Origin of the sequence: Meridianimarinicoccus aquatilis (genome assembly GCF_004358675.1) — a bacterium.
GTDB lineage: Bacteria > Pseudomonadota > Alphaproteobacteria > Rhodobacterales > Rhodobacteraceae > Meridianimarinicoccus > Meridianimarinicoccus aquatilis.
On record NZ_SMZO01000037.1, the window covers coordinates 1 to 21583 of the forward strand.

Here is a 21583-nt window from a genome sequence, read left to right on the forward strand (position 1 = left end):
GTTGTGGGCTTTCACGGCCGCGCATCCGGCACGCTCACCGCTGTTGACGGGTGCAAAGTTCTGACGCCCGCGATCTTGGCCGCAATTCCACTGTTGGAAGAAATCACGCGCACGGCAGGCTCGCGCAAGGGCGAGATCACGTTTGCCGTTATCGATGCGCCTGCCGGAATGGACATTGCCGCCACCGGGGGAAAACCACTCGACCGTGAACTTTTGCCAATCCTGTCGGCGTTGGCACAAAGGGGCATCGCCCGCTTGAGTTGGGATGGCGAGATTGTCGTCACCGCCGAGGCACCCGCCCTCCCCATGGGCGCAGCGCAGGTGGTGCCGCCGCCGGGTGCGTTTCTACAGGCAACGGCAGAAGGCGAGGCGGCGCTGCTGGCATCCGTTCGCGAAGCGGTAGGAGATGCGCGCCAGATTTTGGACCTGTTCGCCGGATGCGGCACCTTTGCGCTGCCACTGGCCACCAAGGCAGAAGTGCTCGCCGTCGAAAGCGAGGCTACGATGCTGGACGCTTTGGCCCACGGATGGCGCTTTGCCAAAGGACTCAAACCAGTGCGGACCGAACGGCGCGACCTGTTCCGGCGCCCCTTGATGGCCGAAGACCTGAAACGATTCGATGCCGTCGTGATTGACCCGCCCCGCGCAGGTGCAGCAGCGCAGGTCGCGGAACTGGCCGAAGGCGGACCCGGCAGAATCGCCGCTGTCAGTTGCAACCCGATCACCTTTGCCCGCGACGCGGCTGTTCTGGCACAGGCAGGCTATAGAATCGACTGGATCGACGTGATCGACCAGTTCAGATGGTCGCCGCATGTGGAATTGGCCGCACAGATCACACGCATCTGACCCGGCAAGGTCTTTTCCCTGCGCAAGCGCGCCCTTAAATCCGCAGGACCGAGGCGAGAAAGGATAGACCATGACACGACGCGAGGCCGTGGACCTGTGGCTGGAGACACCAAAGGTGCGCAACGGGATCATTGCGGTGATTCTGCTGAACGCCATCGTGCTGGGCATGGAAACATCGAACAGCCTTATGGCGGTGGCGGGGCCATTGATCGTGGGGCTGGACCGGCTGTGCCTGAGCATTTTCGTGATGGAAATCGCGCTCAAGCTTTATGCGCGCCGAAGCGCCTATTTCCGTAGTGGTTGGAATGTGTTCGACTTTGCCATTGTCGGCATCGCCTTGGTTCCTGCAGGCCAAGGCCTGTCGGTCCTGCGGGCCCTGCGCATTTTGCGGCTTCTAAGGGTGGTATCGGTCGCGCCTGCCCTTCGGCGGGTGGTCGAGGGGTTCATCACAGCCCTTCCCGGCATGGGGTCCGTCTTTTTGCTGATGGGACTGATTTTCTATATTGCCAGCGTTATGGCGACGAAACTGTTCGGCGCGGCCTTTCCTGATTGGTTTGGCACGCTGGGCGTGTCGGCCTATTCGCTGTTCCAGATCATGACGCTTGAATCCTGGTCCATGGGTATCGTGCGCCCCGTGATGGAGGTCTATCCTGAAGCCTGGCTTTTCTTTGTGCCCTTCATCATGGTCACAACCTTTGCCGTGGTGAACCTGTTGGTCGGCCTGATCGTAAATTCCATGCAAGTCGCGCACTCGGCGGAAGAAGTCGCAATGACCGAGAGCTATCGCGACGAAGTCTTGGACAGGCTTCGCAAAATTGAGACGCATTTGCAAAAAGGTGATCAGAACTCGTCTCAATAGTGCTTTGCGTATAGCCAACTTTACCTTAGTGTTTTGCACTTAGCGTGAAACAAACTTCGAGCAGAAAAAATGCGCGCCTTACTCTATATTATAACGCTGGTGTCTCTTGTCGGGCTGGCTTCGTGCAGCACCCCCAAAGATCCCAAGTTCCTCTCGTATGACGGGCCTGAGGTTACACAGATCTATGTCGCCAAGGAACGTCGCAAGATGTACCTGATCAGCGACACGACCGTCGTTGCAAGCTATGACATAGATCTTGGCTTTTCACCCGAGGGCCACAAGGAACAAAGCGGCGATGGTCGCACGCCTGAGGGTCTATACCGAATCGACCGGCGCAACCCAAACAGCACCTATCACCTGTCGATCGGGATTTCGTATCCAAACCGAGCTGACGTCGCCAAAGCAAAGGCGGCGGGAGTGAAGCCGGGCGGCGATATCTTTATCCACGGCGAATCAAACACCCCCGGCGACGGGCGCGACTGGACTGCCGGATGCATTGCCGTCACCGACGCTGAAATGGAACAGATCTATGCCATGGTGACAGACGGCACACCGATCTACATCACTCCCTAGGCAAGGACGCCCCCGCAGGGACAGCGCGCCAGAGTCTGGGAGCATCAAAATGCAGGTGTGACGGCGAGTGTTGATCCGTCACCCAGAAGGATCACCCACCACAAAAGGCCGGTGTTGTCCTGCTTCCACGAGAAGCCCATATCAGTTGCGTCGGGGCTTAGGATTTCTTCGCCCCATGCGCCATCATCGATCCAGGCGGCCAGCGTGTCGAGTTCGGTTTCAAAGGTCTGGGCATAGAGTTCAGCCACAAGCGTTCCCTGATACCCTGACCGCCCGATGCGGTCATACGGCGATGATCCGTCAGACCCGAACGGCCAAGCCCGTTGCTGGCGCGACATATCCCGTGCATGGGTTTCGGCCGCCGCTGTCAGCCGCGCGTCAAGCTCGACAGGTGCCACACCGGCACCGGCCCGCAAGGCGTTTACAGAATCAAGCATCCGGTATTGGATGTCAGCCACATCCCCCGAACGGATTGAATAGACGCCCGCAGACGAGACCGAAGGCCCGCTTTGTGGCGCACAGGCCCCAAGGCCCAGCAGAAGAACGGTAAGAACGCCCGAAATGCGCAACATGGCTGCCCCTTTGTTTGCTGTATCCGACTTACCCTGCACAGACCGCAGTTTCAAACGCTAGCAAGCGACTTGACGCCGACTTGAATTGCCACTGCGGCAATCGGGCCATATAGTCACGCAAACCCCGCAGAATTGGGAGATCTTAATGTCGAACCGCACTCCATTCAAAATTGACCGGCGTAGTTTTCTACGCAGCAGTGCCGCCCTCGCCTGTGCGAGCGCCGCGCCCGCCTGGGCGCAAGACAGCACAGACCCGTTTGCGGAAGAAGAACCGGAAGTCGTAACGCGCAATATTGCGGGGTTCCGCGCCCATCGTTGGCAGCCGCATTTCGACAGCCTCAAGGGAGGTGCGATTCTGGTCGATACCAAAGCGCGCAGCTTGCACTATTGGTCCGAGGATCAGAGCGTCTTCAAGATCTATCCAACAAGCGTGCCGCTGTCGGCAGAAATGACACGCCTTGGCCGGACCAGCGTCACCCAAAAGGTCGAAGGCCCAAGCTGGGCGCCGACCCCGTCGATGATAAAGCGCAATCCGGAGTGGCCCCCTTTTGTGCCGCCAGGGCCTGACAACCCGCTGGGCACGCACGCGCTTTATTTGTCTTGGAAGTACTACCGCATCCACGGCACCCATGATGTGCGCAAAATCGGGCGCCAATCATCCAACGGATGTATCGGGCTGTACAACGAAGATATTCAAGAGCTGTTCAGCTTTGCCAAAGTCGGGACACAAGTCCTGCTGATCTGAGGCGGAATTGCATCACTGCACCCGTAACTTGCAAGATATGTTGCGTTTTCAGCAGTGCCACGGCTATAGGAATCATACGAGGTACACTAATTCCGCCGCCCGCGGTCCTCACCCAAATGCACTGGGCGGCACCTACTGGAGGTCAACATGAAGACATTCGCACTCGCCGCCATGCTTTCGGTCGCAGCTTCTGCCGGTTTCGCCGGTGGCCTGGAAGAGCCAATTGTAGAGCCCGTAATCATCGAAGAAGATACTTCGGGTTCGAACGCAGGTTGGGTTATCCCAGTTATCCTGCTGGCCCTGATCGGCGCAGCTGCTGCAAGCTAATCGCGCAGCACAACCTATTAAAAAGGGCGGTCCGCAAGGTACCGCCCTTTTTTTATGGCCGTCCCTGTAATCAGGGACATCGATGGGAAGTGATTCTCGGGATCAGTCCGGCGCATGAGTGGGCCAACGCGTGCTGGCCCAACTCACATTGCCGAGCCGCAGTTTCAGGTCCAGCCCTTCAAGTTCTCTTCTATTACTTCGACAAGCGCTTCGACATGGGCAGGATCATCGTTGAGGCATGGGATGTAGGTGAAGTGCTCTCCACCGGCATGCTCGAAGCTTTCCTTGATCTCTTCGTTGATCTCTTCCAGCGTTTCGATGCAGTCGGCCGAGAATGCAGGCGCGATGACCGCGATGTTCTTTTTTCCCGCCTCGGCAAGGCGCGCGACCTCTTCAACCGTGTAAGGCTGCAACCATTCTTCGGGGCCGAATTTTGACTGGAACGTGGTCACGATGTCAGTGTCTGACCAACCCAGCCTTTCCTTGAGTAAGCGCGTCGTCTTCTGGCACTGGCAATGGTAGGGATCACCTTCCATCAAATAGCGCTTTGGCACCCCATGATAGGAACAAACAAGAATATCTGGTCGTGTTTCCATCGCGCCATACGCCCGTTCAACCGATTGCGCCAAGGCTTCGATGTAAGTCGGCCGGTCGAAATAAGCTGGGACTGTGCGGCTTGAGGGCTGGAACTTTTCATCCATCAAGGCGCGGAAGAACTGATCGTTGGCCGTTGCAGTCGTGGCACCGGCATATTGCGGATACAGCGGAAAAAAGAGAATCTTGCGGCAGCCATTCGCGGTCATCGCCGCAACCTTCGACTTGGTCGACGGGTTGCCGTAGCGCATGCAGAAATCGACCTCGACTTCGCCACCGTACCGCTTTTCCATCTCGGCTTTGACAGCCTTTGTCTGGGCCTTGGTGATGGTCATCAGAGGGCTTTCGCCGTCGGCTTCATTCCAGATCGATTTATAGGCGGCGCCTGATTTGCTGGGCCGTGTGGACAGGATCACAAGCTGCAACAGCGGCTGCCAAAGCCACGGGCTGTAATCAATGACGCGCCGATCCGAAAGAAACTCGTTCAGATACCGCCGCATGGACCAATAGTCGTAATTGTCCGGCGTCCCAAGATTGGCGAGCAACACGCCGATCTTCGGCTTGGCCACGGGTGGGTGGCTCACTGGCAGGTGCGCGGAGTGTTCAGAAGACATTTCAGCCACCTGCGTCGGGGTCAGGGATTTCGTATCCAGCATAAGCGGCATCCTGTTCTGTGAAAAGCAAAGTTAGTTCGACCAAATAAGTGAAAGTTCCATGCGGTCAATTGCCAGAAAGGTCTGGCAACGGGGTTTCCTGTGACCCAAGGGCATCTGCAAGGCGCGTTGTGGCGCTTCCGGGGCGTTTGGGCTGGGGTTGGTCCGGCCCTGGCGACCACCCTGTCAGACTGACAAGATCAAAGCGCGCTCCGACCCTCCCGCCGGGAAGCGCTGCAGTCTCAGAATAGATTTCGGCGGCACGCTTGAACAAGGCGCGAGAGGTGAAATGGCGCGGCCGACCCGCCAAGGCATTGGTCTCACCCATAGCTCTAAGGTCGCGCATAAGATGAAACGCCGTTTCATAGCTGACGTTTCGGGTAAACAGGTCAGCGACCGGCATGGTGAAACCGGCGCGTTGCAGCAAACCACCAAGATCACGGATTTCTCCCATCGGGAGAACACGGGGCGACAGACCGCCACGAACGGCAACCTCAGCCTCGGCCAAGGCGGTACGCAAGGTGGCAAGGGTCTGCCCCGCCAAAGTAAATCCAAGGAACAACCCGTCGGGTTCCAGCGCCCGGCGACACTGCACAAGCTGCCCAACAGGGTCTTCGGCCCAGTGCAACGCCAGGGCATGCACGACAAGATCATGCGCCCCCGGTTCCAACATAAGCGTTTCATCATCGGCAACAATCCGGGCATTGGGCATAGCTTTTGCCCAAAAATCGGGATGACCAGTTACAACCACCGGTCGTGTAAAGACCCTGTTAACATCGCTTAGTCTTTCTTGGAGCTCGTCTACCGTATCATCGTGAAGGAACAGCGCAGGGTCCGCTGAGCCTGCCGCACGGCGGCGATGGGCCTCGAGCGCGAAACGATCTGTCAAACGTGGGCGTTGGTCGGCGGTCATGGCGATCGGGTATCCGTGAAACGGGAGGAAAAACAACGATGGGTTTGCATCATAGGGCGCTACAACTAATTTTCCCACCGCAATGCCTGCAATGCGGCGTGATGGTTCAAGACACCGGCGGACTTTGCGGCACATGCTGGCGCGATACGCCCTTCATTCTAGGTCTGGCCTGCGATCTATGCGGAGTCCCCTTGCCGGGCCTTGAGACGGAACATACTGTGCATTGCGACTCCTGCCGCGACAGGCAGCGGCCCTGGGTGCGCGGACGATCAGTGATGTTGTACGAAGGCGGGGCACGCCGGTTGGTTCTTGGGTTGAAACATGGAGATCGGTTGGATCTTGCCCCTGCTCTCGCCAACTGGATGGCCCAACGCGCAGGCCCGCTGATCACACCGAACACCTTGATTGCGCCGGTTCCATCCCATTGGTGGCGACTTCTGAGGCGGCGATACAACCAAGCTGCCGCACTGGGAAACGCCGTAGCGAAACGGCTGGACCTACCCGTTTGCCCCGACCTTTTGACACGCAAACGGCGCACCGAGACTCAGGATGGCAAATCGCCCGACGCCCGATTTGCCAACGTCGAAAACGCTTTTGTCGTCACACCGCGCCATAAAGCTGCCCTGGCAGGGCGCGATGTGCTGCTGATCGACGATGTCATGACATCCGGCGCGACCTTGGATGCCTGCACCAGGGTCTGTCTTGAGGCGGGTGCAGAACAGGTTTCCGTGATGGCACTGGCAAGGGTGAAGCGCGATGGTTAAGTTCTGGCTGAAAGACAAAGGATACTTCGACCCCATGCAGCCTATTGAGATATACACGTCGCCGACCTGCGGGTTCTGCCACGCCGCGAAACGCTTGTTGAACCAAAAGAGCGTGCCATTCACTGAAATTGACGTTCTTCGCAACCCATCGCGAAAATCGGAAATGATGCAACGGGCACATGGCCGCCATACGGTACCGCAGATTTTCATCGGCGAAACGCATGTTGGCGGGTGCGATGATTTGTTTGCGCTGGAACGGTCGGGCAAACTCGACCCACTTCTGAAAGGCTGACATGCGCACCGCCTTGGTGCAGATGACAAGTACAGATCAGCCGCCAGAAAATTTGGCGGCTGCTTTGCGTTTCATCGAGGCCGCCGTAGCGTTGGGCGCGCAAATTGTTCTGACGCCGGAGGTTACAAACTGCGTGTCGCTGAGCAGGCGCCACCAAAACACCGTTTTAACGGTCGAGGATGATGACCAGACACTTGCCGGACTTCGCGATGCAGCAGTTCGGCACGGTATATGGATTTTGATCGGCTCGCTGGCTCTCAAATCACAAGACCCGGATGCGCGCTTTGCCAATCGGTCGTTCCTGATTGGCCCCGACGGGAAAATTATCGCGCGCTATGACAAAATACATATGTTCGACGTGGTCTTGTCAGACACCGAATCCTACCGCGAGTCAGATGGGTTCAGGCCCGGCGATACCGCTGTGGTCGCTGACACGCCCATTGGCCGTTTCGGGATGACCGTATGCTATGATCTTCGTTTCCCGGCCTTGCACCGCAGCCTCGCGCAGGCTGGTGCGCATGTTTTGACTGTTCCTTCAGCCTTTGCTGTCCCTACAGGTAAAGCCCATTGGGAAGTTCTGCTGCGCGCGAGGGCCATTGAAACCGGATGTTTCGTCCTGGCCCCGGCTCAAACAGGCCGACATGTGGGCAGCGACGGGCGCTTTCGCGAAACGTGGGGGCATAGCTTGGCGATAGATCCTTGGGGGCGCGTCATTGCAGATGCAGGCACGGAAACGGGAATCACCATGGTTGACCTTGATCTGACGGAAGTCGCCAAAACGCGCGGTCGGATGCCATCCCTTCGCCATGACAGAGAATTTCTAGCGCCCTGAGCGTCGCGGCAGCAGGGCATTCGAAAAACGCCTGTATCTTGCGGGCATTTTCAAAGCCCCGCACCCGCAAAGCCGGAGGCGGGTACCACCGCCCTCTTCCCACTGCGGAGTCAAAAATCGCCGCCTGACTTAGGCCGGTTTGCGACTCGCCGTGACATAATTCACAGACAGATCACGATCAGAGATCGAGAACGTCCATCGCACCGGGTTGAATGTGAAGCCCTTCCGGTCAACCGGGTCCAACCCGGCTTTCTTGAGCAAATCGAACAACTCTTCCGGCGTGATGAATTTCTTCCAGTCGTGCGTTCCCTTTGGCAGCCACCGCATCACATACTCAGCCCCAACAATCCCCATGACAAAGCTTTTCGGGTTCCGATTGAGTGTCGAAGCCACCATTAACCCGCCGGGTCGAAGTAATTGCTGGCAGGCTGTCAGGTAAGACAGCGGATCGGCCACATGTTCGACAACTTCCATATTGAGAACGACGTCGAATTGCTCGCCCGCAGCGGCCATATCTTCAGCCGTAGTATGACGGTAGTCGATGGCCAGCCCTGACTGATCTGCGTGAACCTGCGCCACGGGAATGTTGCGCGCAGCCGCGTCAGCCCCCACAACTTCTGCACCGAGCCGCGCCATAGGCTCGCACAGCAGCCCGCCACCGCACCCGATATCCAGAATTCTCAGCCCCGAAAAAGGCAGAGCATCCGATAGATTGCGGTCAAATTCTGTCGCAATTTGGCGTGTTATATAATCAAGCCGCACTGGATTGAGCATATGCAATGGCTTGAACTTGCCTGTCGGGTCCCACCAATCGGCTGCCATTGCCTCAAACTTAGCGATTTCTGCGGGGTCAACGGTCGACCCTGCTGCAAAAGCTGCATTGGCTTCGGTCATCATGCTCTCCTTTTTATGGCGGTTCGTATGGTCGCGGCGAATAGCGCGTTATATAGTTCGATCATGGAGCAATTCGCAGGACAAAAGACCGCGTCGCAGGTGCTTTACGCACCACTGGATCCGTATGACCAGCGGATGCTGGATGTTGGCGATGGTCATACCATTTATGTCGAGCAATGCGGCAATCCAGACGGAATCCCTGTGGTTGTCGTACACGGCGGACCGGGCGGCGGATGCAGCCCGACGATGCGCCGGTATTTTGACCCGGCGACGTACCGGATCATTCTGTTTGACCAACGTGGTTGTGGGCGGTCCCGCCCCCATGCGAGCGTTGAGGCGAACACCACATGGCACCTTGTTGCTGACATGGAGCTTATTCGCAAGAGACTGGATATCGGCCGGTGGATTGTCTTCGGCGGAAGCTGGGGCGCGACGCTTGCGCTGATTTACGCTCAATCGCACGTGAAGCGCGTGGCATACCTCGTATTGCGCGGCGTATTTTTGATGACGCGATCAGAACTGGACTGGTTCTATGGCGGCGGCGCCGGCATGTTCTGGCCGGATGTTTGGCAGCGATTCGTTCAATTGGTTCCAGAAGAGGAGCGCGGCGACCTGATTGCCGCCTATAACCGACGACTTTTCTCAGGCGATTTGGTGATAGAAACCCGGTTTGCCCGTGCTTGGGCCGCTTGGGAAAACGCGCTGGCATCGATTCGCAATGATGGCGCAAGCGGTGACAGCCCCGCCGAATATGCGCGCGCGTTTTCGCGGCTTGAGAACCACTATTTCATCAATCAGGGTTTTCTGGAACGCGACGGCCAGATCCTTGCCAATATGCCTAGCTTGGCCGACATCCCGGGAACGATCGTTCAGGGACGGTATGACATGATCTGCCCGCCGGCTTCGGCGTGGAACTTGTCACAAGCATGGCCCAAATCCGAGTTGAAGCTGATTGGGCAAGCCGGGCATGCCCTGTCAGAGCCGGGTATCAGCGCAGAATTGGTGCAGGTCATGCGCCGAATCACCCGGCAAAGGCGCAGCTATGGCCTGTGATGGGCCTTGCAAACCCGGCGCAGAGCGTCTAAGTCACGCTCAACAGCGGCGCGGCGGTTAACACCAAGGCTCCACCGGGAAACACCAACGGGCCGCGAGCCCGTTTTTTTGTGCTAATCCCACTGCCCATCCAACTGTGTGAAAGTGCCACCATGAGCGACCTTATCGCCAAAGCAGCCATCGACCAGCGGCTGGCCGGTATCCTGACCCCCGTGATCGAGGGTCTGGGTTATGAACTCGTGCGTGTGCGACTGATGAGCGGCAAATCCAAGACGCTGCAAATCATGGCCGAAAAGCCCGAAGGCGGCATCGAAGTGGATGATTGCGCAAAGATCTCCACAGCCGTTTCCGCGGTGCTGGATGTCGAAGACCCGCTGGTAGAAGCCTACACGCTGGAAGTGTCGAGCCCCGGCATCGACCGCCCGCTGACCCGCCTGAAGGACTTTGACGCATGGTCTGGATATGAGGCCAAGATCGAAACAACGGAATTGATCGACGGGCGCCGCCGCTTCAAGGGAATCATTGCCGGAACTGAAGACGACGAAGTTCTGGTTGAGATTGAAGAAGGTACAATTGGCTTGAAGTTCGACTGGCTGAGCGATGCAAAGCTGGTTCTGACTGACGAATTGATCAGCGAAATGCTGCGCCAGCGCAAGGCGACCGGTACAATTGACGAAACGCAGTTCGACGAGATCGTCGATCACGATGCGATGACCCCATCCAACAGCGCCGAGGCGCCTGCAACCGCCCCCCAAGAGGAGGATCACTAACATGGCCATTACCAGTGCAAACCAGCTGGAACTGCTGCAAACAGCCGAGGCCGTGGCCCGCGAGAAGATGATCGACCCCGGCCTTGTGGTCGAGGCGATGGAAGAAAGCCTCGCCCGTGCTGCGAAGTCTCGCTATGGCGCGGAAATGGACATCCGTGTGTCGATCGATCGCAAGACTGGCGTCGCCCGTTTCACCCGCGTCCGGACTGTGGTCGAAGACGAAGAGCTTGAAAATTATCAAGCCGAATTAACGGTTGTTCAGGCAAAAGACTATCTTGCTGATCCCCAGGTCGGCGACGAGATCATCGATGAAGTGCCTCCCGTTGAACTGGGCCGGATCGCCGCGCAATCCGCCAAGCAGGTGATTCTTCAAAAGGTGCGCGAGGCAGAGCGCGAACGCCAGTACGAAGAATTCAAAGATCGCGCCGGCACTATCATCAACGGCGTTGTCCGCCGCGAAGAGTACGGCAACATCATCGTGGATATTGGCCGCGGTGAAGCCGTACTGCGACGGAACGAAAAAATCGGGCGCGAAAGCTATCGTCCGAACGACCGTATCCGTGTGTTCATCAAGGACGTGCGCCGCGAAGTCCGCGGGCCGCAGATATTCCTTTCGCGGACGGCGCCGGAATTCATGGCGGAACTCTTCAAGATGGAAGTGCCGGAAATCTACGACGGCATCATTGACATCAAGGCCGTCGCTCGTGACCCGGGCAGCCGCGCCAAGATCGCCGTGATCTCGTACGATAATTCCATTGATCCCGTTGGGGCCTGCGTTGGTATGCGCGGCAGCCGTGTTCAGGCCGTCGTGAACGAGCTTCAGGGCGAGAAAATCGACATCATTCCGTGGAACGAAGATCAGCCAACCTTCCTTGTGAACGCGTTGCAGCCAGCCGAAGTTTCCAAGGTCGTTTTGGATGACGAAGCGGAACGGATCGAAGTTGTTGTACCGGACGAACAGTTGTCGCTTGCGATTGGCCGCCGGGGTCAAAACGTACGTCTTGCCAGTCAGTTGACCGGTTTGAATATCGACATCATGACCGAAAGCCAGGAGAGCGAACGCCGTCAGAAAGAGTTTGCTTTGCGCACTCAGTTGTTCATGGAAGCACTCGACGTGGACGAGTTCTTTGCACAGCTTCTTGTCTCCGAAGGGTTCACATCCTTGGAAGAAGTCGCATATGTCGAAGTCGACGAACTCCTGGTCATTGATGGTGTCGACGAAGCCACCGCTGGCGAATTGCAGGCCCGCGCCCGTGATCACATCGACGCGGTGAACCGTGCCGCGCTTGAAAAAGCACAGAAATTGGGTGTCGAGCAATCGTTGTTCGACTTCGAAGGTCTCACACCACAGATGATTGTCGCCCTCGCAGAGGATGACGTGAAAACGCTGGAAGACTTCGCAACATGCGCCGACTGGGAACTCGCTGGCGGCTGGACAACTGTTGATGGCCAGCGCATCAAGGACAACGGCGTGCTGGAACCATTTGACGTCAGCCTTGAAGAAGCGCAAAACCTCGTCATGACGGCGCGCGTGCAACTTGGTTGGGTTGATCCTGCGGAACTGGTACAAGATGAACTTGGCGAAGGCGAAGAAACCGCCGAAGACGATGAGGCCGAAGCCTGAGCCGCGACAACGGAACATCTGGTATGACCCGCGGCGGAACCGATAAGAACCGGGACACTCCCGAACGCCGTTGTCTTGTGACAGGCAACAGAGACAGCAAATCGGGCCTTATCCGTTTTGTTGTCGGTCCCGGCGATATGGTTGTGCCGGATATACTGGAACGGCTCCCTGGACGAGGCATGTGGGTGTCCGCTGATCGTGACGCGATTAAAACCGCGGTGCAAAAGCGGGCTTTCTCGCGAGGGGCCAAAAAACAGGTCACAGCGCCGCCCGATCTGGCTGATATGGTCGAAAGCGGGTTGCTGCGCAGGGTGACCGACCTGATCTCGTTGGCCCGCAAATCGGGGGCCGCTGTGGCAGGATATGAGAAGACGAAGGCCTGGCTGGTGTCAGGCGAAGCGCAGATATTGTTGCAGGCCGCTGACGGGTCCGAGCGAGGCAAAGCCAAGCTCAGACCGCCAAACGGGCCGGACAGTCTGATCGAATTTATGACCGCGTCCGAACTTGGTTTATCTTTTGGACGTGAAAATGTGATACATGGCGCGCTTGCGGGTGGCGGACTCACAACGCGTGTTGTAGAGGAAGCCGCACGGCTGCAAGGCCTGCGCGTAAAGCACGTCGGGGACCGCCCCGCCGGAAAGGGTACGACGACCATATGAGCGATAGTGACGGCAAGAAAACTCTCGGCGTTCGCGGTGGACCGCGTTCTGGGCAGGTGAAGCAAAGCTTCAGCCACGGTCGGACAAAAAGCGTCGTTGTGGAAACCAAACGCAAACGCGTTGTGGTGCCAAAACCTGGTGCAGCAAAGAACCCGACAGTATCGGGCGGGGATCCCTCGCGCCGTCCTGCAGGTATTTCTGACGCCGAAATGGAGCGTCGCCTGAAGGCCCTGCAATTGGCCAAGGCGAACGAAATGCAAGAAGCGCGTGATCGCGAGGCGGAAGAACTCCGCCGCGCAGAAGAGCGCCAGCGCAAAAAGGCCGAGATCGAGGCCAAAGAGCGCGAAGAGCGTGAGCGCGAAGAAGCTCTGAAAGCTAAGGAAGAAGCTGAAGAAGCCGCGCGCAAGGAAGAAGCTGCCCGCAAGCAAGCTGCCGAGCGTGCAAAAGCTGCTCCAGCACCGTCGCCTGTGACCGCTCAGCCCTCAGAGGCCCGCGCCACGCCGACCAAGACAGGCGCCCCGACCCCGCGCAAGCAGGATCGTGATCGCGATCAGACGCCAACCAAAGGCAAAGGCATGGGGGGCGACGGTCGTCGCTCTGGCAAGTTGACCCTGAACCAAGCTTTGACAGGCGGCGAAGGTGGACGGCAACGTTCGCTTGCGTCCATGAAGCGCAAGCAGGAACGCGAACGCCGTAAAGCCCAAAGCCAAGAGTCGCGCGAAAAGGTCGTCCGTGACGTCCAGCTGCCTGAAACCATCGTGGTGTCCGAATTGGCCAACCGGATGGCTGAACGGGTCGCCGACGTCGTGAAGGCGCTCATGCAGAACGGCATGATGGTCACGCAGAATCAGTCAATTGATGCGGATACCGCAGAATTGATCATTGAAGACTTCGGTCACCGGGTGCAGCGTGTATCGGACGCCGACGTTGAACAGGTCATCGACAGCGTTGTGGATGATCCTGACAAACTGAAGCCGCGGCCGCCTGTCATTACCGTGATGGGACACGTCGATCATGGCAAAACCTCGATCCTTGATGCGATCCGCAACGCGAAAGTTGTTGCCGGCGAAGCGGGTGGGATCACCCAGCATATCGGTGCCTATCAGGTCACAACCGATAGCGGTCAGGTTCTGACCTTCCTCGACACACCCGGCCACGCAGCGTTCACCTCCATGCGGTCCCGCGGGGCTCAGGTGACTGATATTGTTGTGCTTGTGGTTGCGGCTGACGACGCCGTGATGCCGCAGACCGTCGAAGCCATCAACCACGCCAAAGCGGCGAAGGTGCCGATGATCGTGGCGATCAACAAGTGCGACAAGCCATCTGCCAACCCAGACAAGGTGCGGACTGACCTGCTGCAGCACGAAATCATCGTCGAGAAAATGTCCGGCGACGTGTTGGATGTTGAAGTGTCGGCCATCACCGGCAAGGGCCTGGACGAACTGCTTGAGAACATCGCGCTGCAATCGGAACTGCTGGACATCATGGCAAACCCTGACCGCAGCGCCGTTGGTGCCGTGATCGAGGCGCAGCTTGACGTGGGCCGCGGTCCTGTTGCGACAGTTCTGGTTCAGAACGGAACACTGCGCCAAGGCGATATCTTTGTCGTCGGGGAGCAGTGGGGCAAGGTGCGCGCCCTAATCAACGATCAGGGCGAGCGTGTAAAAGAAGCTGGCCCGTCCGTTCCCGTAGAGGTTCTAGGCCTTAACGGAACGCCGGAAGCTGGTGACGTCATGAACGTCGTGGAAACCGAAGCGCAAGCCCGCGAGATCGCAGAATATCGCCATCAGGCCGCTAAGGACAAACGCGCCGCAGCGGGTGCCGCAACAACGCTTGAGCAATTGCTTGCGAAAGCCAAGGCGGACGAAGACGTCGTTGAACTGCCGATCCTTGTGAAAGCAGACGTGCAGGGGTCTTCCGAAGCCATCGTTCAGGCGATGGAAAAGATCGGCAATGATGAGGTGCGGGTTCGCGTCCTTCATTCCGGCGTCGGGGCAATCACCGAAAGTGATATCGGACTTGCCGAGGCGTCAAATGCGCCGGTCTTCGGGTTCAACGTACGTGCCAATGCCTCGGCTCGGAACACTGCGAACCAAAAGGGCGTCGAGATCCGTTATTACTCCGTGATTTATGATCTCGTGGATGATGTGAAAGCGGCGGCATCTGGTCTCTTGTCTAATGAGATCCGTGAAAAGTTCATCGGTTATGCCTCCATCAAGGAAGTGTTCAAGGTTTCCGGCGTCGGCAAGGTTGCCGGGTGTCTTGTCACTGAAGGCGTCGCACGCCGCTCGGCAGGTGTTCGCTTGCTGCGCGACAACGTTGTGATCCATGAGGGGACGCTCAAGACCCTCAAGCGCTTCAAGGACGAAGTTCCAGAGGTTCAATCGGGTCAAGAGTGCGGGATGGCATTCGAAAATTACGAAGACATTCGACCGAACGATGTCATCGAAATCTTCGAACGTGAAGAAGTCACTCGGACATTGACATAAAAGAAACGCCCCGGGAAACCGGGGCTTTTTTTTGCGCTACAGACCTGAACTTAAATCAGACAATAAAAGAGCCGCGAACTTTGAAGTTCGCGGCTTACGTCTGTCCAGCCAAAGCGGAAGGAGTTGGGAAACACATAGTGGTCCGCCCGGACCCGACTGGCGTTCCTTCCAGTCGGTGCTTAGGATCCGACTGGTGTTCCTTCAAAAACGCGGGAGCCAACTTGAACGGCGATTTTTCCGTCATTCATGGCTTGAACGAAAGTTCCCTGAACAGAGATGCACGTTCCGATTGTGATAGTCTTAAGCATGTTGCTCTTCCCCAAAAGCTACTTTTCATATTCTCTTTATAGTTAAGATGAATTCATATTTCACTAATAATTGTGTCACATTCCACGAAAACGGCACATTTTTCAGTCACTTTGCGAACAAATTTTCGGCAAATATGTGATCTGGCTACGAAATTATGTTTCAACGCCAATGACGCACCGCAGCATTACACCCAGTCGCGAATCACCGGTATCAATGGAAGGTCCGCTTCGGGCATCGGAAAGTCGCGAAGCAAGGCGGGTTTGACCCACTTGAGTGCCTGACCTTCGCGCCCTTGCACGATTCCATCCCATTTTCTGCAAATGAAAACCGGCATCAGCAAATGAAAATCGTCATAGCCGTGTGACGCGAAGGTTAGTGGCGCAAGGCAGCTTTTCCACGTGTCGATGCCGAGTTCTTCGTGCAATTCCCGGATCAGCGCCGCCTCAGGCGTCTCGCCTTGCTCAACCTTGCCGCCCGGAAACTCCCAAAGGCCAGTCATTGCCTTGCCTTCCGGCCTTTGGGCCAGCAGAACGCGACCGTCCGGGTCGACCAGAACGACGGCAGCAACAAGGACGAGCTTCAAGACCGATAGTCCGCGTTGATGCTGATATAGTCATGGGTCAGATCACAGGTCCACACAGTCGTCGTCCCATTCCCCAGCCCCAGGTCAACGCGCAACACAAGCTCTGGCTGGCGCATATACGCAGCCCCAAGGTCTTCGCGGTACTCTGGCGACACCCAGCCGTTCTCGGCGACAATATGCGGACCGAACCAGATCGAGAGTTTATCCCGATCAGCGGCCGCACCAGACTTTCCTACGGCCATCACAACACGTCCCCAATTGGGATCTTCGCCCGCGACCGCCGTTTTCACCAAAGGTGAGTTGGCCACAGACATGGCCACCTTGCGCGCATCAGTTTCACTCGCCGCGCCGGAAACGCGCACTTCCAAGAACTTGGTGGCACCCTCGCCATCACGAACCACCTGCTGCGCAAGATCGGTCATCACGTCAGACAGCGCTTCGCGAAATACATCGGCATCAGCACTGCCCGGCATGATCTGTGGCCCCGCCATGCCCGTCGCAGCCACGAGAAGCGTGTCTGACGTCGACGTATCACTATCGACCGTGATGGCGTTAAAACTTGTGTCGGTCAAACTGCGGAGCATCGTCTGCAACTGTGGCTGATCAATCCGCGCATCGGTGAAGATATAGACAAGCATCGTGCCCATATCCGGCGCGATCATCCCTGAACCCTTAGCGATCCCTGCAATTTTGACCGTCGCATCGCCCAGCGATATTTCGCGCCCAGACCCCTTGGGGTAGGTGTCCGTCGTCATGATGGCACGCGCACCCGCATCAAACGCACCCGGTTTCAGGCCCGCGTTGAGGCTTTCCAACACAGCGACGATGCGGTCATGCGGCAGCGCCTCACCGATCACCCCTGTCGAAGACGAGAACACCCGCGCCTCAGGCACACCAGTCGCGTCGGCAACAGCTTGCGCAACCGCCTTGACCGATGCGAACCCGCCCGCGCCCGTGAATGCATTCGAGTTGCCGGAGTTCACAACGATGGCGGCGCCCACTTCACCGCCGACATCAAGGGCCAGCTTTGCCTCGCAGTCAAGAACCGGGGCGGAACGGGTCGATGACCGCGTCGTTACACCCGCCATCACCGTTCCGGGAACCATCACAGCCAACATAACGTCGTTGCGATTGCGATACCGCACCCCGGCCGCACCTGCGGAAATCGACACGCCTTTGACAATAGGCAGCATAGGAAAACCGCCAACCGGTGCGAGCGGGGACACTTTAGGACCGACCGGTTTCGCAACTTTAGACTGTTGAGCGGCTTTATGGAGCCTGCGCGCTCGCGACATCTGACGGCGCATACGCCGCAAGTTTGCTGCCTTTTGGTTCATGATTTTGTCAGTTCTCAAGAAGAGCGCGATTGCTCAGAAAATCGGGAGATACATCTTCAAGCGTTGCGCGGGAAATGTCTGCAGCCCCCTCAAGCTCGGCCAGTTTGTCGGCCATGATCTGCTGCTGCATCTCACCGACGAGTTGCGACCGAACTTCTTCCAATGGCGGAGCGTCAGCCTGGCGCGCTTCGTTAAGCTTGATCACATGCCAACCGAATTGCGATTCCACGGGACCAGACACTTCACCCGGTTCCATCGCGACAACCGCTGTTTCGAATTCTGGCACCATCATGCCCGCACCGAACCAACCCAGATTGCCGCCATTTGGCCCAGACGGGCCGGTGGATTTGGCCATAGCCGTTTCGGCAAAGTCTGCACCGCCTGCAAGCTCGGCAACGATTTCGGCGGCGACTTCCTCGGAAGGTACGAGAATGTGGGAGGCGTTATACTCCATCCCCTGCTCACTGCCGGCATAACGTTCATTATAAGCAGCAAGAATTGTCTCTTCGTTCAGCTCCGCGTCGAACAACCGCTGCGCCTCGGCATTTGCACGCATGTTGCGGTCCTGATTTTCCAGAGACAGACGCGAAACCAGATCAAGTTCGGTCACTTGTTCGGCAAGAAGCTGCTGTTGAACCGCTTGATCGATCAGCCCATCGAACAGCGCATCGTTTGGAAGGGTCTGATATTGCTGCGGAAGTTGCGCGCGCATCATCAAAAGATGTCCGGCGGTAATTTCCACGCCATTGACCGTAGCTATCACAGTATCGGCGCTGGCTTGCTCCTGTGCCTGCCCTGCGCACAGCGTGGCCGCAAAGACGAGAGGGGTCAGACAAAGGCTCGAACGGAGAGACATGAAGCTTCCTTTGGGTAGGGCCGCGCGGTGCCGCGACGTTGACACTCAAGATACCGCCCCTTACATCGCGAAAGGTCTGCAACGCGGGGCGTCCTGGCTGCTGTTGTAGGATGTGCGATGGTGCGGGGCAACCCGTGCACGGGCCGCATTTCACCAGGGCAGCGCAAGCGGAGATGTGACACGTGCTGGGTATCGGAACACTCGCGAAAAAAGTCTTTGGAACCCCCAACGACCGGTTGGTAAAATCAGTTCGTCCTCTGGTCGCGCAAATTAATGCGCTCGAGCCAGAAATCGAAAAGTTGGACGATGACGGGATCAAAGCAAAAACAATCGACTTGCAGGCTCGCGCTCGCGATGGTGCCGATCTTGACGATCTGCTGCCCGAAGCATTCGCCACCTGCCGCGAGGCAGCACGCCGTGCTATTGGCCTGCGTGCGTTTGACACCCAGCTGATTGGCGGCATCTTTCTGCATCGCGGAAACATCGCCGAAATGAAAACCGGCGAAGGTAAAACGCTGGTCGCCACGTTCCCGGCCTATTTGAATGCACTGTCCGGCAAGGGCGTGCACATCGTCACCGTCAACGACTACCTTGCCCGCCGGGATGCGGAATGGATGAGCAAAGTTTTCGGCGCGCTGGGTTTGACCACAGGCGTGGTTTATCCGCAGCAGCCAGAAGCGGAAAAGAAAGCCGCCTACGCCGCTGACATCACCTATGCCACGAACAACGAACTTGGCTTCGACTATCTGCGCGACAACATGAAGGCAGATTTGGCACAACTCAGCCAGCGCCCGCATAATTTCGCCATCGTCGACGAAGTTGACAGCATCCTGATCGACGAAGCCCGGACGCCTTTGATCATTTCCGGCCCAAGCCAGGACCGCAGCGAACTGTACAAAGCGGTCGATACGTTCATCCCTGAAATGGTCGAAGAACACTTCACGCTTGAAGAAAAAACTCGCAACGTCACCTTCACGGACGAAGGCAACGATTTCATAGAACAACGGCTTATGGCGGCTGGCCTTTTGCCAGAGGGTCAAACGCTGTACGATCCGGAAAGCACCACGCTGGTGCATCACGTCACTCAGGCGCTTAAGGCGCACAAGTTGTTCCAGAAAGACAAAGACTACATCGTCCGCGACGGGCAGATCGTGCTGATCGATGAATTCACCGGCCGTATGATGTCGGGGCGGCGCCTGTCTGATGGCCTACACCAGGCAATCGAAGCGAAAGAGGGCGCCAATATTCAGCCCGAGAACGTGACGCTGGCGTCTGTGACGTTCCAGAATTACTTCCGGCTCTACAACAAGCTGGCAGGCATGACAGGCACTGCCGCGACCGAAGCCGAAGAGTTCGCAGAGATCTATGGCCTTGGTGTGGTGGAAATCCCAACCAACCGCCCTGTGGCCCGCGTGGACGACGACGACGCCGTCTATCGTACTGCCCGCGAAAAATTCGAAGCCATTGTCGAGGAAATCCGCAAGTCTCACGAAACTGGGCAACCGGTTCTTGTCGGCACGACCTCTATCGAAAAGTCCGAAGCGCTGTCGTCCATGCTGCAAAAGGCAGGCGTTCCGCACAATGTTCTGAACGCACGCCAGCACGAAAAAGAGGCCCAGATCGTGGCCGATGCCGGCAAACTTGGCGCCGTCACTATCGCGACAAACATGGCTGGCCGGGGGACCGACATTCAACTTGGTGGCAACGTCGAGTTAAAAGTGTTCGAGGCACTTGCCGCCGACCCAGAGGCCCACCCCGACGACTTGCGCACCCGCATCGAGGCAGAACATGCCGAAGAAAAGCAAAAGGTTTTGCAGGCAGGTGGGCTTTTCGTTCTTGCGACCGAGCGGCACGAAAGCAGGCGGATCGACAACCAGTTGCGCGGCCGCTCTGGCCGTCAGGGGGATCCAGGCCGGTCCTCGTTCTTCTTGTCGCTCGAAGACGATCTGATGCGCATCTTTGGCTCTGACCGCTTGGACAAAATGCTGTCCCGGCTTGGTATGAAAGAAGGCGAAGCAATCGTGCACCCTTGGGTGAACAAATCGCTGGAAAAGGCGCAAGCAAAAGTTGAAGGCCGTAACTTCGACATTCGCAAGCAGCTTCTGAAATTCGATGATGTGATGAACGATCAGCGCAAGGTGATCTTCGGACAACGCATGGAGATCATGGAAGCCACAAACGTGGCCGAAATCACGCGCGACATGCGTCACCAGGTCATCGACGATCTGGTCGAAACCTTCATTCCTCCCAAATCCTACGTGGATCAGTGGGACGGGACGGGGCTCTATGCCGCCGCGCTTGAAAAACTGGGTGTAGACGTACCCGTTGGCCAATGGATCGAAGAAGAGGGCGTGGATGATGAGGTCATCCGCGAACGACTGACCAAAGCCGCTGACGAATTGATGGCCAAAAAGGCGACCGACTTTGGCACCGAAAACATGCGTACCATCGAAAAGCAGCTTCTTCTGCAGACCATCGACGGCAAGTGGCGCGATCACCTGCTGAAATTGGAACATCTGCGGTCTGTGGTCGGCTTCCGGGGATACGCCCAGCGGGACCCCTTGAGCGAATACAAAAACGAGAGCTTCCAATTGTTCGAAGGGTTGCTCAATGGCCTTCGCGAAGAAGTCACGCAGAAACTCGCCATGATCCGGCCTCTTTCCGAAGAAGAGCGCAGGACGATGATGGAACAAATGGCTGCGCAGCAACAGGCCGCAACGGCCGGGTCGCAACCATCGCAGTCCGCCGTCGCATCTTTGGCAGAGGCGGACTCGACCATAGGCTCCGAAGCGAACCCGCATAATCCGGAATTCGACGAAAACGATCGCTCGACATGGGGAAATCCCGGCCGCAACGAAGCCTGCCCTTGCGGTTCTGGCAAGAAGTTCAAACACTGCCACGGGCGCTTTGCCTAGTATTTTACATCACGGGCTAGGCCCGCTACTCGGGCTGGTTGTTTCATGGTGCCTTCCGTGGGCCAGCTCAGCGGCAGCACTGTCCTGCACCGTACGACTTTCGGTGCAATCTACGCAAAGCACG

The 21583-nt window shown here is 57.5% G+C and carries 21 protein-coding genes and 1 pseudogene; 15 read left to right on the forward strand and 7 right to left on the reverse strand.

Annotated elements, in window-relative coordinates; translation table 11 throughout:
- From E2L05_RS14325 to E2L05_RS14335, 3 genes are all read left to right on the forward strand, one after another.
- On the forward strand, positions 1 to 846 hold an 846-nt coding region (locus E2L05_RS14325), incomplete at its 5' end, for a class I SAM-dependent RNA methyltransferase (protein WP_133343590.1).
- A 70-nt stretch (positions 847 to 916) separates the two neighbouring features.
- Positions 917 to 1705, forward strand: a complete 789-nt coding sequence (locus E2L05_RS14330) for an ion transporter (RefSeq protein ID WP_133343591.1) — start codon at positions 917 to 919, stop codon at positions 1703 to 1705.
- Between the two features lie 69 nt (positions 1706 to 1774).
- The gene (locus E2L05_RS14335; protein ID WP_133343592.1) at positions 1775 to 2278 is read left to right on the forward strand and encodes a L,D-transpeptidase family protein; all 504 of its coding nucleotides are present in this window, start codon (positions 1775 to 1777) and stop codon (positions 2276 to 2278) included.
- Between the two features lie 44 nt (positions 2279 to 2322).
- On the opposite strand, the gene E2L05_RS14340 is transcribed toward E2L05_RS14335, so the two are convergent.
- Positions 2323 to 2850, reverse strand: coding sequence for a CAP domain-containing protein (locus tag E2L05_RS14340; protein WP_133343593.1), 528 nt, complete (start codon positions 2848 to 2850; stop codon positions 2323 to 2325).
- A 145-nt stretch (positions 2851 to 2995) separates the two neighbouring features.
- Between E2L05_RS14340 and E2L05_RS14345 the strand changes: the two genes are divergently transcribed.
- Both E2L05_RS14345 and E2L05_RS14350 read left to right on the forward strand, forming a co-directional pair.
- Entirely contained in the window at positions 2996 to 3595 is a 600-nt protein-coding gene (locus E2L05_RS14345; RefSeq protein ID WP_133343594.1) for a L,D-transpeptidase, read from the forward strand.
- A 147-nt stretch (positions 3596 to 3742) separates the two neighbouring features.
- Complete coding sequence (locus tag E2L05_RS14350; protein ID WP_133343595.1) at positions 3743 to 3922, forward strand: hypothetical protein; 180 nt, start codon at positions 3743 to 3745, stop codon at positions 3920 to 3922.
- Positions 3923 to 4086: 164 nt separating this feature from the next.
- Here E2L05_RS14350 and hemH read toward each other — a convergent pair whose 3' ends face one another.
- On the reverse strand, positions 4087 to 5130 hold the full coding sequence (gene hemH, locus E2L05_RS14355; RefSeq protein WP_133343614.1) for a ferrochelatase: 1044 nt from the start codon (positions 5128 to 5130) through the stop codon (positions 4087 to 4089).
- Positions 5131 to 5236: 106 nt separating this feature from the next.
- Positions 5237 to 6082, reverse strand: coding sequence for a methyltransferase domain-containing protein (locus E2L05_RS14360; RefSeq protein ID WP_133343596.1), 846 nt, complete (start codon positions 6080 to 6082; stop codon positions 5237 to 5239).
- A gap of 38 nt (positions 6083 to 6120) precedes the next feature.
- Between E2L05_RS14360 and E2L05_RS21295 the strand changes: the two are divergent.
- From E2L05_RS21295 to E2L05_RS14375, 4 genes and pseudogenes are all read left to right on the forward strand, one after another.
- Positions 6121 to 6309: pseudogene (locus tag E2L05_RS21295) on the forward strand (double zinc ribbon domain-containing protein); the annotation flags it as partial.
- A gap of 48 nt (positions 6310 to 6357) precedes the next feature.
- Complete coding sequence (locus E2L05_RS14365) at positions 6358 to 6846, forward strand: ComF family protein (RefSeq protein WP_341776755.1); 489 nt, start codon at positions 6358 to 6360, stop codon at positions 6844 to 6846.
- 34 nt (positions 6847 to 6880) lie between these two features.
- Positions 6881 to 7138: a glutaredoxin 3 gene (gene grxC, locus E2L05_RS14370; protein WP_133343615.1), complete on the forward strand. Its 258-nt coding sequence runs from the start codon at positions 6881 to 6883 to the stop codon at positions 7136 to 7138.
- A 1-nt stretch (position 7139) separates the two neighbouring features.
- Positions 7140 to 7970 carry a carbon-nitrogen hydrolase family protein gene (locus E2L05_RS14375; RefSeq protein WP_133343598.1) on the forward strand — a complete coding sequence of 277 codons (831 nt, stop codon included), beginning with the start codon at positions 7140 to 7142 and terminating at the stop codon, positions 7968 to 7970.
- Between the two features lie 129 nt (positions 7971 to 8099).
- Here E2L05_RS14375 and ubiG read toward each other — a convergent pair whose 3' ends face one another.
- On the reverse strand, positions 8100 to 8864 hold the full coding sequence (ubiG, locus tag E2L05_RS14380; protein WP_133343599.1) for a bifunctional 2-polyprenyl-6-hydroxyphenol methylase/3-demethylubiquinol 3-O-methyltransferase UbiG: 765 nt from the start codon (positions 8862 to 8864) through the stop codon (positions 8100 to 8102).
- 63 nt (positions 8865 to 8927) lie between these two features.
- On the opposite strand from ubiG, the gene pip reads away from it, so the two are divergent.
- The 5 genes from pip to infB all read left to right on the forward strand — a co-directional run bounded on the left by pip (position 8928) and on the right by infB (position 15459).
- Positions 8928 to 9917 carry a prolyl aminopeptidase gene (gene pip, locus E2L05_RS14385; RefSeq protein WP_133343616.1) on the forward strand — a complete coding sequence of 330 codons (990 nt, stop codon included), beginning with the start codon at positions 8928 to 8930 and terminating at the stop codon, positions 9915 to 9917.
- A gap of 152 nt (positions 9918 to 10069) precedes the next feature.
- Entirely contained in the window at positions 10070 to 10687 is a 618-nt protein-coding gene (gene rimP, locus E2L05_RS14390) for a ribosome maturation factor RimP (RefSeq protein ID WP_133343600.1), read from the forward strand.
- Position 10688: 1 nt separating this feature from the next.
- Entirely contained in the window at positions 10689 to 12311 is a 1623-nt protein-coding gene (gene nusA / locus E2L05_RS14395) for a transcription termination factor NusA (RefSeq protein ID WP_133343601.1), read from the forward strand.
- 23 nt (positions 12312 to 12334) lie between these two features.
- Complete coding sequence (locus E2L05_RS14400; RefSeq protein WP_133343602.1) at positions 12335 to 12970, forward strand: RNA-binding protein; 636 nt, start codon at positions 12335 to 12337, stop codon at positions 12968 to 12970.
- Complete coding sequence (infB, locus tag E2L05_RS14405) at positions 12967 to 15459, forward strand: translation initiation factor IF-2 (protein ID WP_133343603.1); 2493 nt, start codon at positions 12967 to 12969, stop codon at positions 15457 to 15459. The genes E2L05_RS14400 and infB overlap by 4 nt, the downstream gene beginning before the upstream one ends.
- A gap of 493 nt (positions 15460 to 15952) precedes the next feature.
- On the opposite strand, the gene E2L05_RS14410 is transcribed toward infB, so the two are convergent.
- From E2L05_RS14410 to E2L05_RS14420, 3 genes are all read right to left on the reverse strand, one after another.
- A complete protein-coding gene (locus E2L05_RS14410; protein ID WP_133343604.1) occupies positions 15953 to 16351 on the reverse strand; it encodes a (deoxy)nucleoside triphosphate pyrophosphohydrolase in 399 nt (132 codons plus the stop codon).
- Positions 16348 to 17544 carry a bifunctional glutamate N-acetyltransferase/amino-acid acetyltransferase ArgJ gene (gene argJ / locus E2L05_RS14415; protein ID WP_341776754.1) on the reverse strand — a complete coding sequence of 399 codons (1197 nt, stop codon included), beginning with the start codon at positions 17542 to 17544 and terminating at the stop codon, positions 16348 to 16350. Before argJ ends, E2L05_RS14410 begins: the two co-directional genes overlap by 4 nt.
- A gap of 151 nt (positions 17545 to 17695) precedes the next feature.
- Entirely contained in the window at positions 17696 to 18544 is an 849-nt protein-coding gene (locus tag E2L05_RS14420) for a peptidylprolyl isomerase (protein ID WP_133343605.1), read from the reverse strand.
- A gap of 182 nt (positions 18545 to 18726) precedes the next feature.
- On the opposite strand from E2L05_RS14420, the gene secA reads away from it, so the two are divergent.
- Entirely contained in the window at positions 18727 to 21459 is a 2733-nt protein-coding gene (gene secA / locus E2L05_RS14425) for a preprotein translocase subunit SecA (RefSeq protein WP_133343606.1), read from the forward strand.
- The last annotated feature ends 124 nt before the right edge of the window (positions 21460 to 21583 follow it).

Excerpts from the sequence above, each read along its gene's own strand:
- argJ (WP_341776754.1), bottom strand. The coding sequence starts at position 17,544 with ATGCTGCCTATTGTCAAAGGCGTGTCGATTTCCGCAGGTGCGGCCGGG.
- hemH (WP_133343614.1), bottom strand. The coding sequence starts at position 5,130 with ATGTCTTCTGAACACTCCGCGCACCTGCCAGTGAGCCACCCACCCGTG.
- E2L05_RS14360 (WP_133343596.1), bottom strand. The coding sequence starts at position 6,082 with ATGACCGCCGACCAACGCCCACGTTTGACAGATCGTTTCGCGCTCGAG.
- E2L05_RS14340 (WP_133343593.1), bottom strand. The coding sequence starts at position 2,850 with ATGTTGCGCATTTCGGGCGTTCTTACCGTTCTTCTGCTGGGCCTTGGG.
- nusA (WP_133343601.1), top strand. The coding sequence starts at position 10,689 with ATGGCCATTACCAGTGCAAACCAGCTGGAACTGCTGCAAACAGCCGAG.
- infB (WP_133343603.1), top strand. The coding sequence starts at position 12,967 with ATGAGCGATAGTGACGGCAAGAAAACTCTCGGCGTTCGCGGTGGACCG.
- E2L05_RS14350 (WP_133343595.1), top strand. The coding sequence starts at position 3,743 with ATGAAGACATTCGCACTCGCCGCCATGCTTTCGGTCGCAGCTTCTGCC.
- E2L05_RS14400 (WP_133343602.1), top strand. The coding sequence starts at position 12,335 with ATGACCCGCGGCGGAACCGATAAGAACCGGGACACTCCCGAACGCCGT.
- E2L05_RS14420 (WP_133343605.1), bottom strand. The coding sequence starts at position 18,544 with ATGTCTCTCCGTTCGAGCCTTTGTCTGACCCCTCTCGTCTTTGCGGCC.
- pip (WP_133343616.1), top strand. The coding sequence starts at position 8,928 with ATGGAGCAATTCGCAGGACAAAAGACCGCGTCGCAGGTGCTTTACGCA.
- E2L05_RS14345 (WP_133343594.1), top strand. The coding sequence starts at position 2,996 with ATGTCGAACCGCACTCCATTCAAAATTGACCGGCGTAGTTTTCTACGC.
- E2L05_RS14330 (WP_133343591.1), top strand. The coding sequence starts at position 917 with ATGACACGACGCGAGGCCGTGGACCTGTGGCTGGAGACACCAAAGGTG.
- ubiG (WP_133343599.1), bottom strand. The coding sequence starts at position 8,864 with ATGACCGAAGCCAATGCAGCTTTTGCAGCAGGGTCGACCGTTGACCCC.
- E2L05_RS14375 (WP_133343598.1), top strand. The coding sequence starts at position 7,140 with ATGCGCACCGCCTTGGTGCAGATGACAAGTACAGATCAGCCGCCAGAA.
- rimP (WP_133343600.1), top strand. The coding sequence starts at position 10,070 with ATGAGCGACCTTATCGCCAAAGCAGCCATCGACCAGCGGCTGGCCGGT.
- E2L05_RS14335 (WP_133343592.1), top strand. The coding sequence starts at position 1,775 with ATGCGCGCCTTACTCTATATTATAACGCTGGTGTCTCTTGTCGGGCTG.
- grxC (WP_133343615.1), top strand. The coding sequence starts at position 6,881 with ATGCAGCCTATTGAGATATACACGTCGCCGACCTGCGGGTTCTGCCAC.
- E2L05_RS14365 (WP_341776755.1), top strand. The coding sequence starts at position 6,358 with ATGTTGTACGAAGGCGGGGCACGCCGGTTGGTTCTTGGGTTGAAACAT.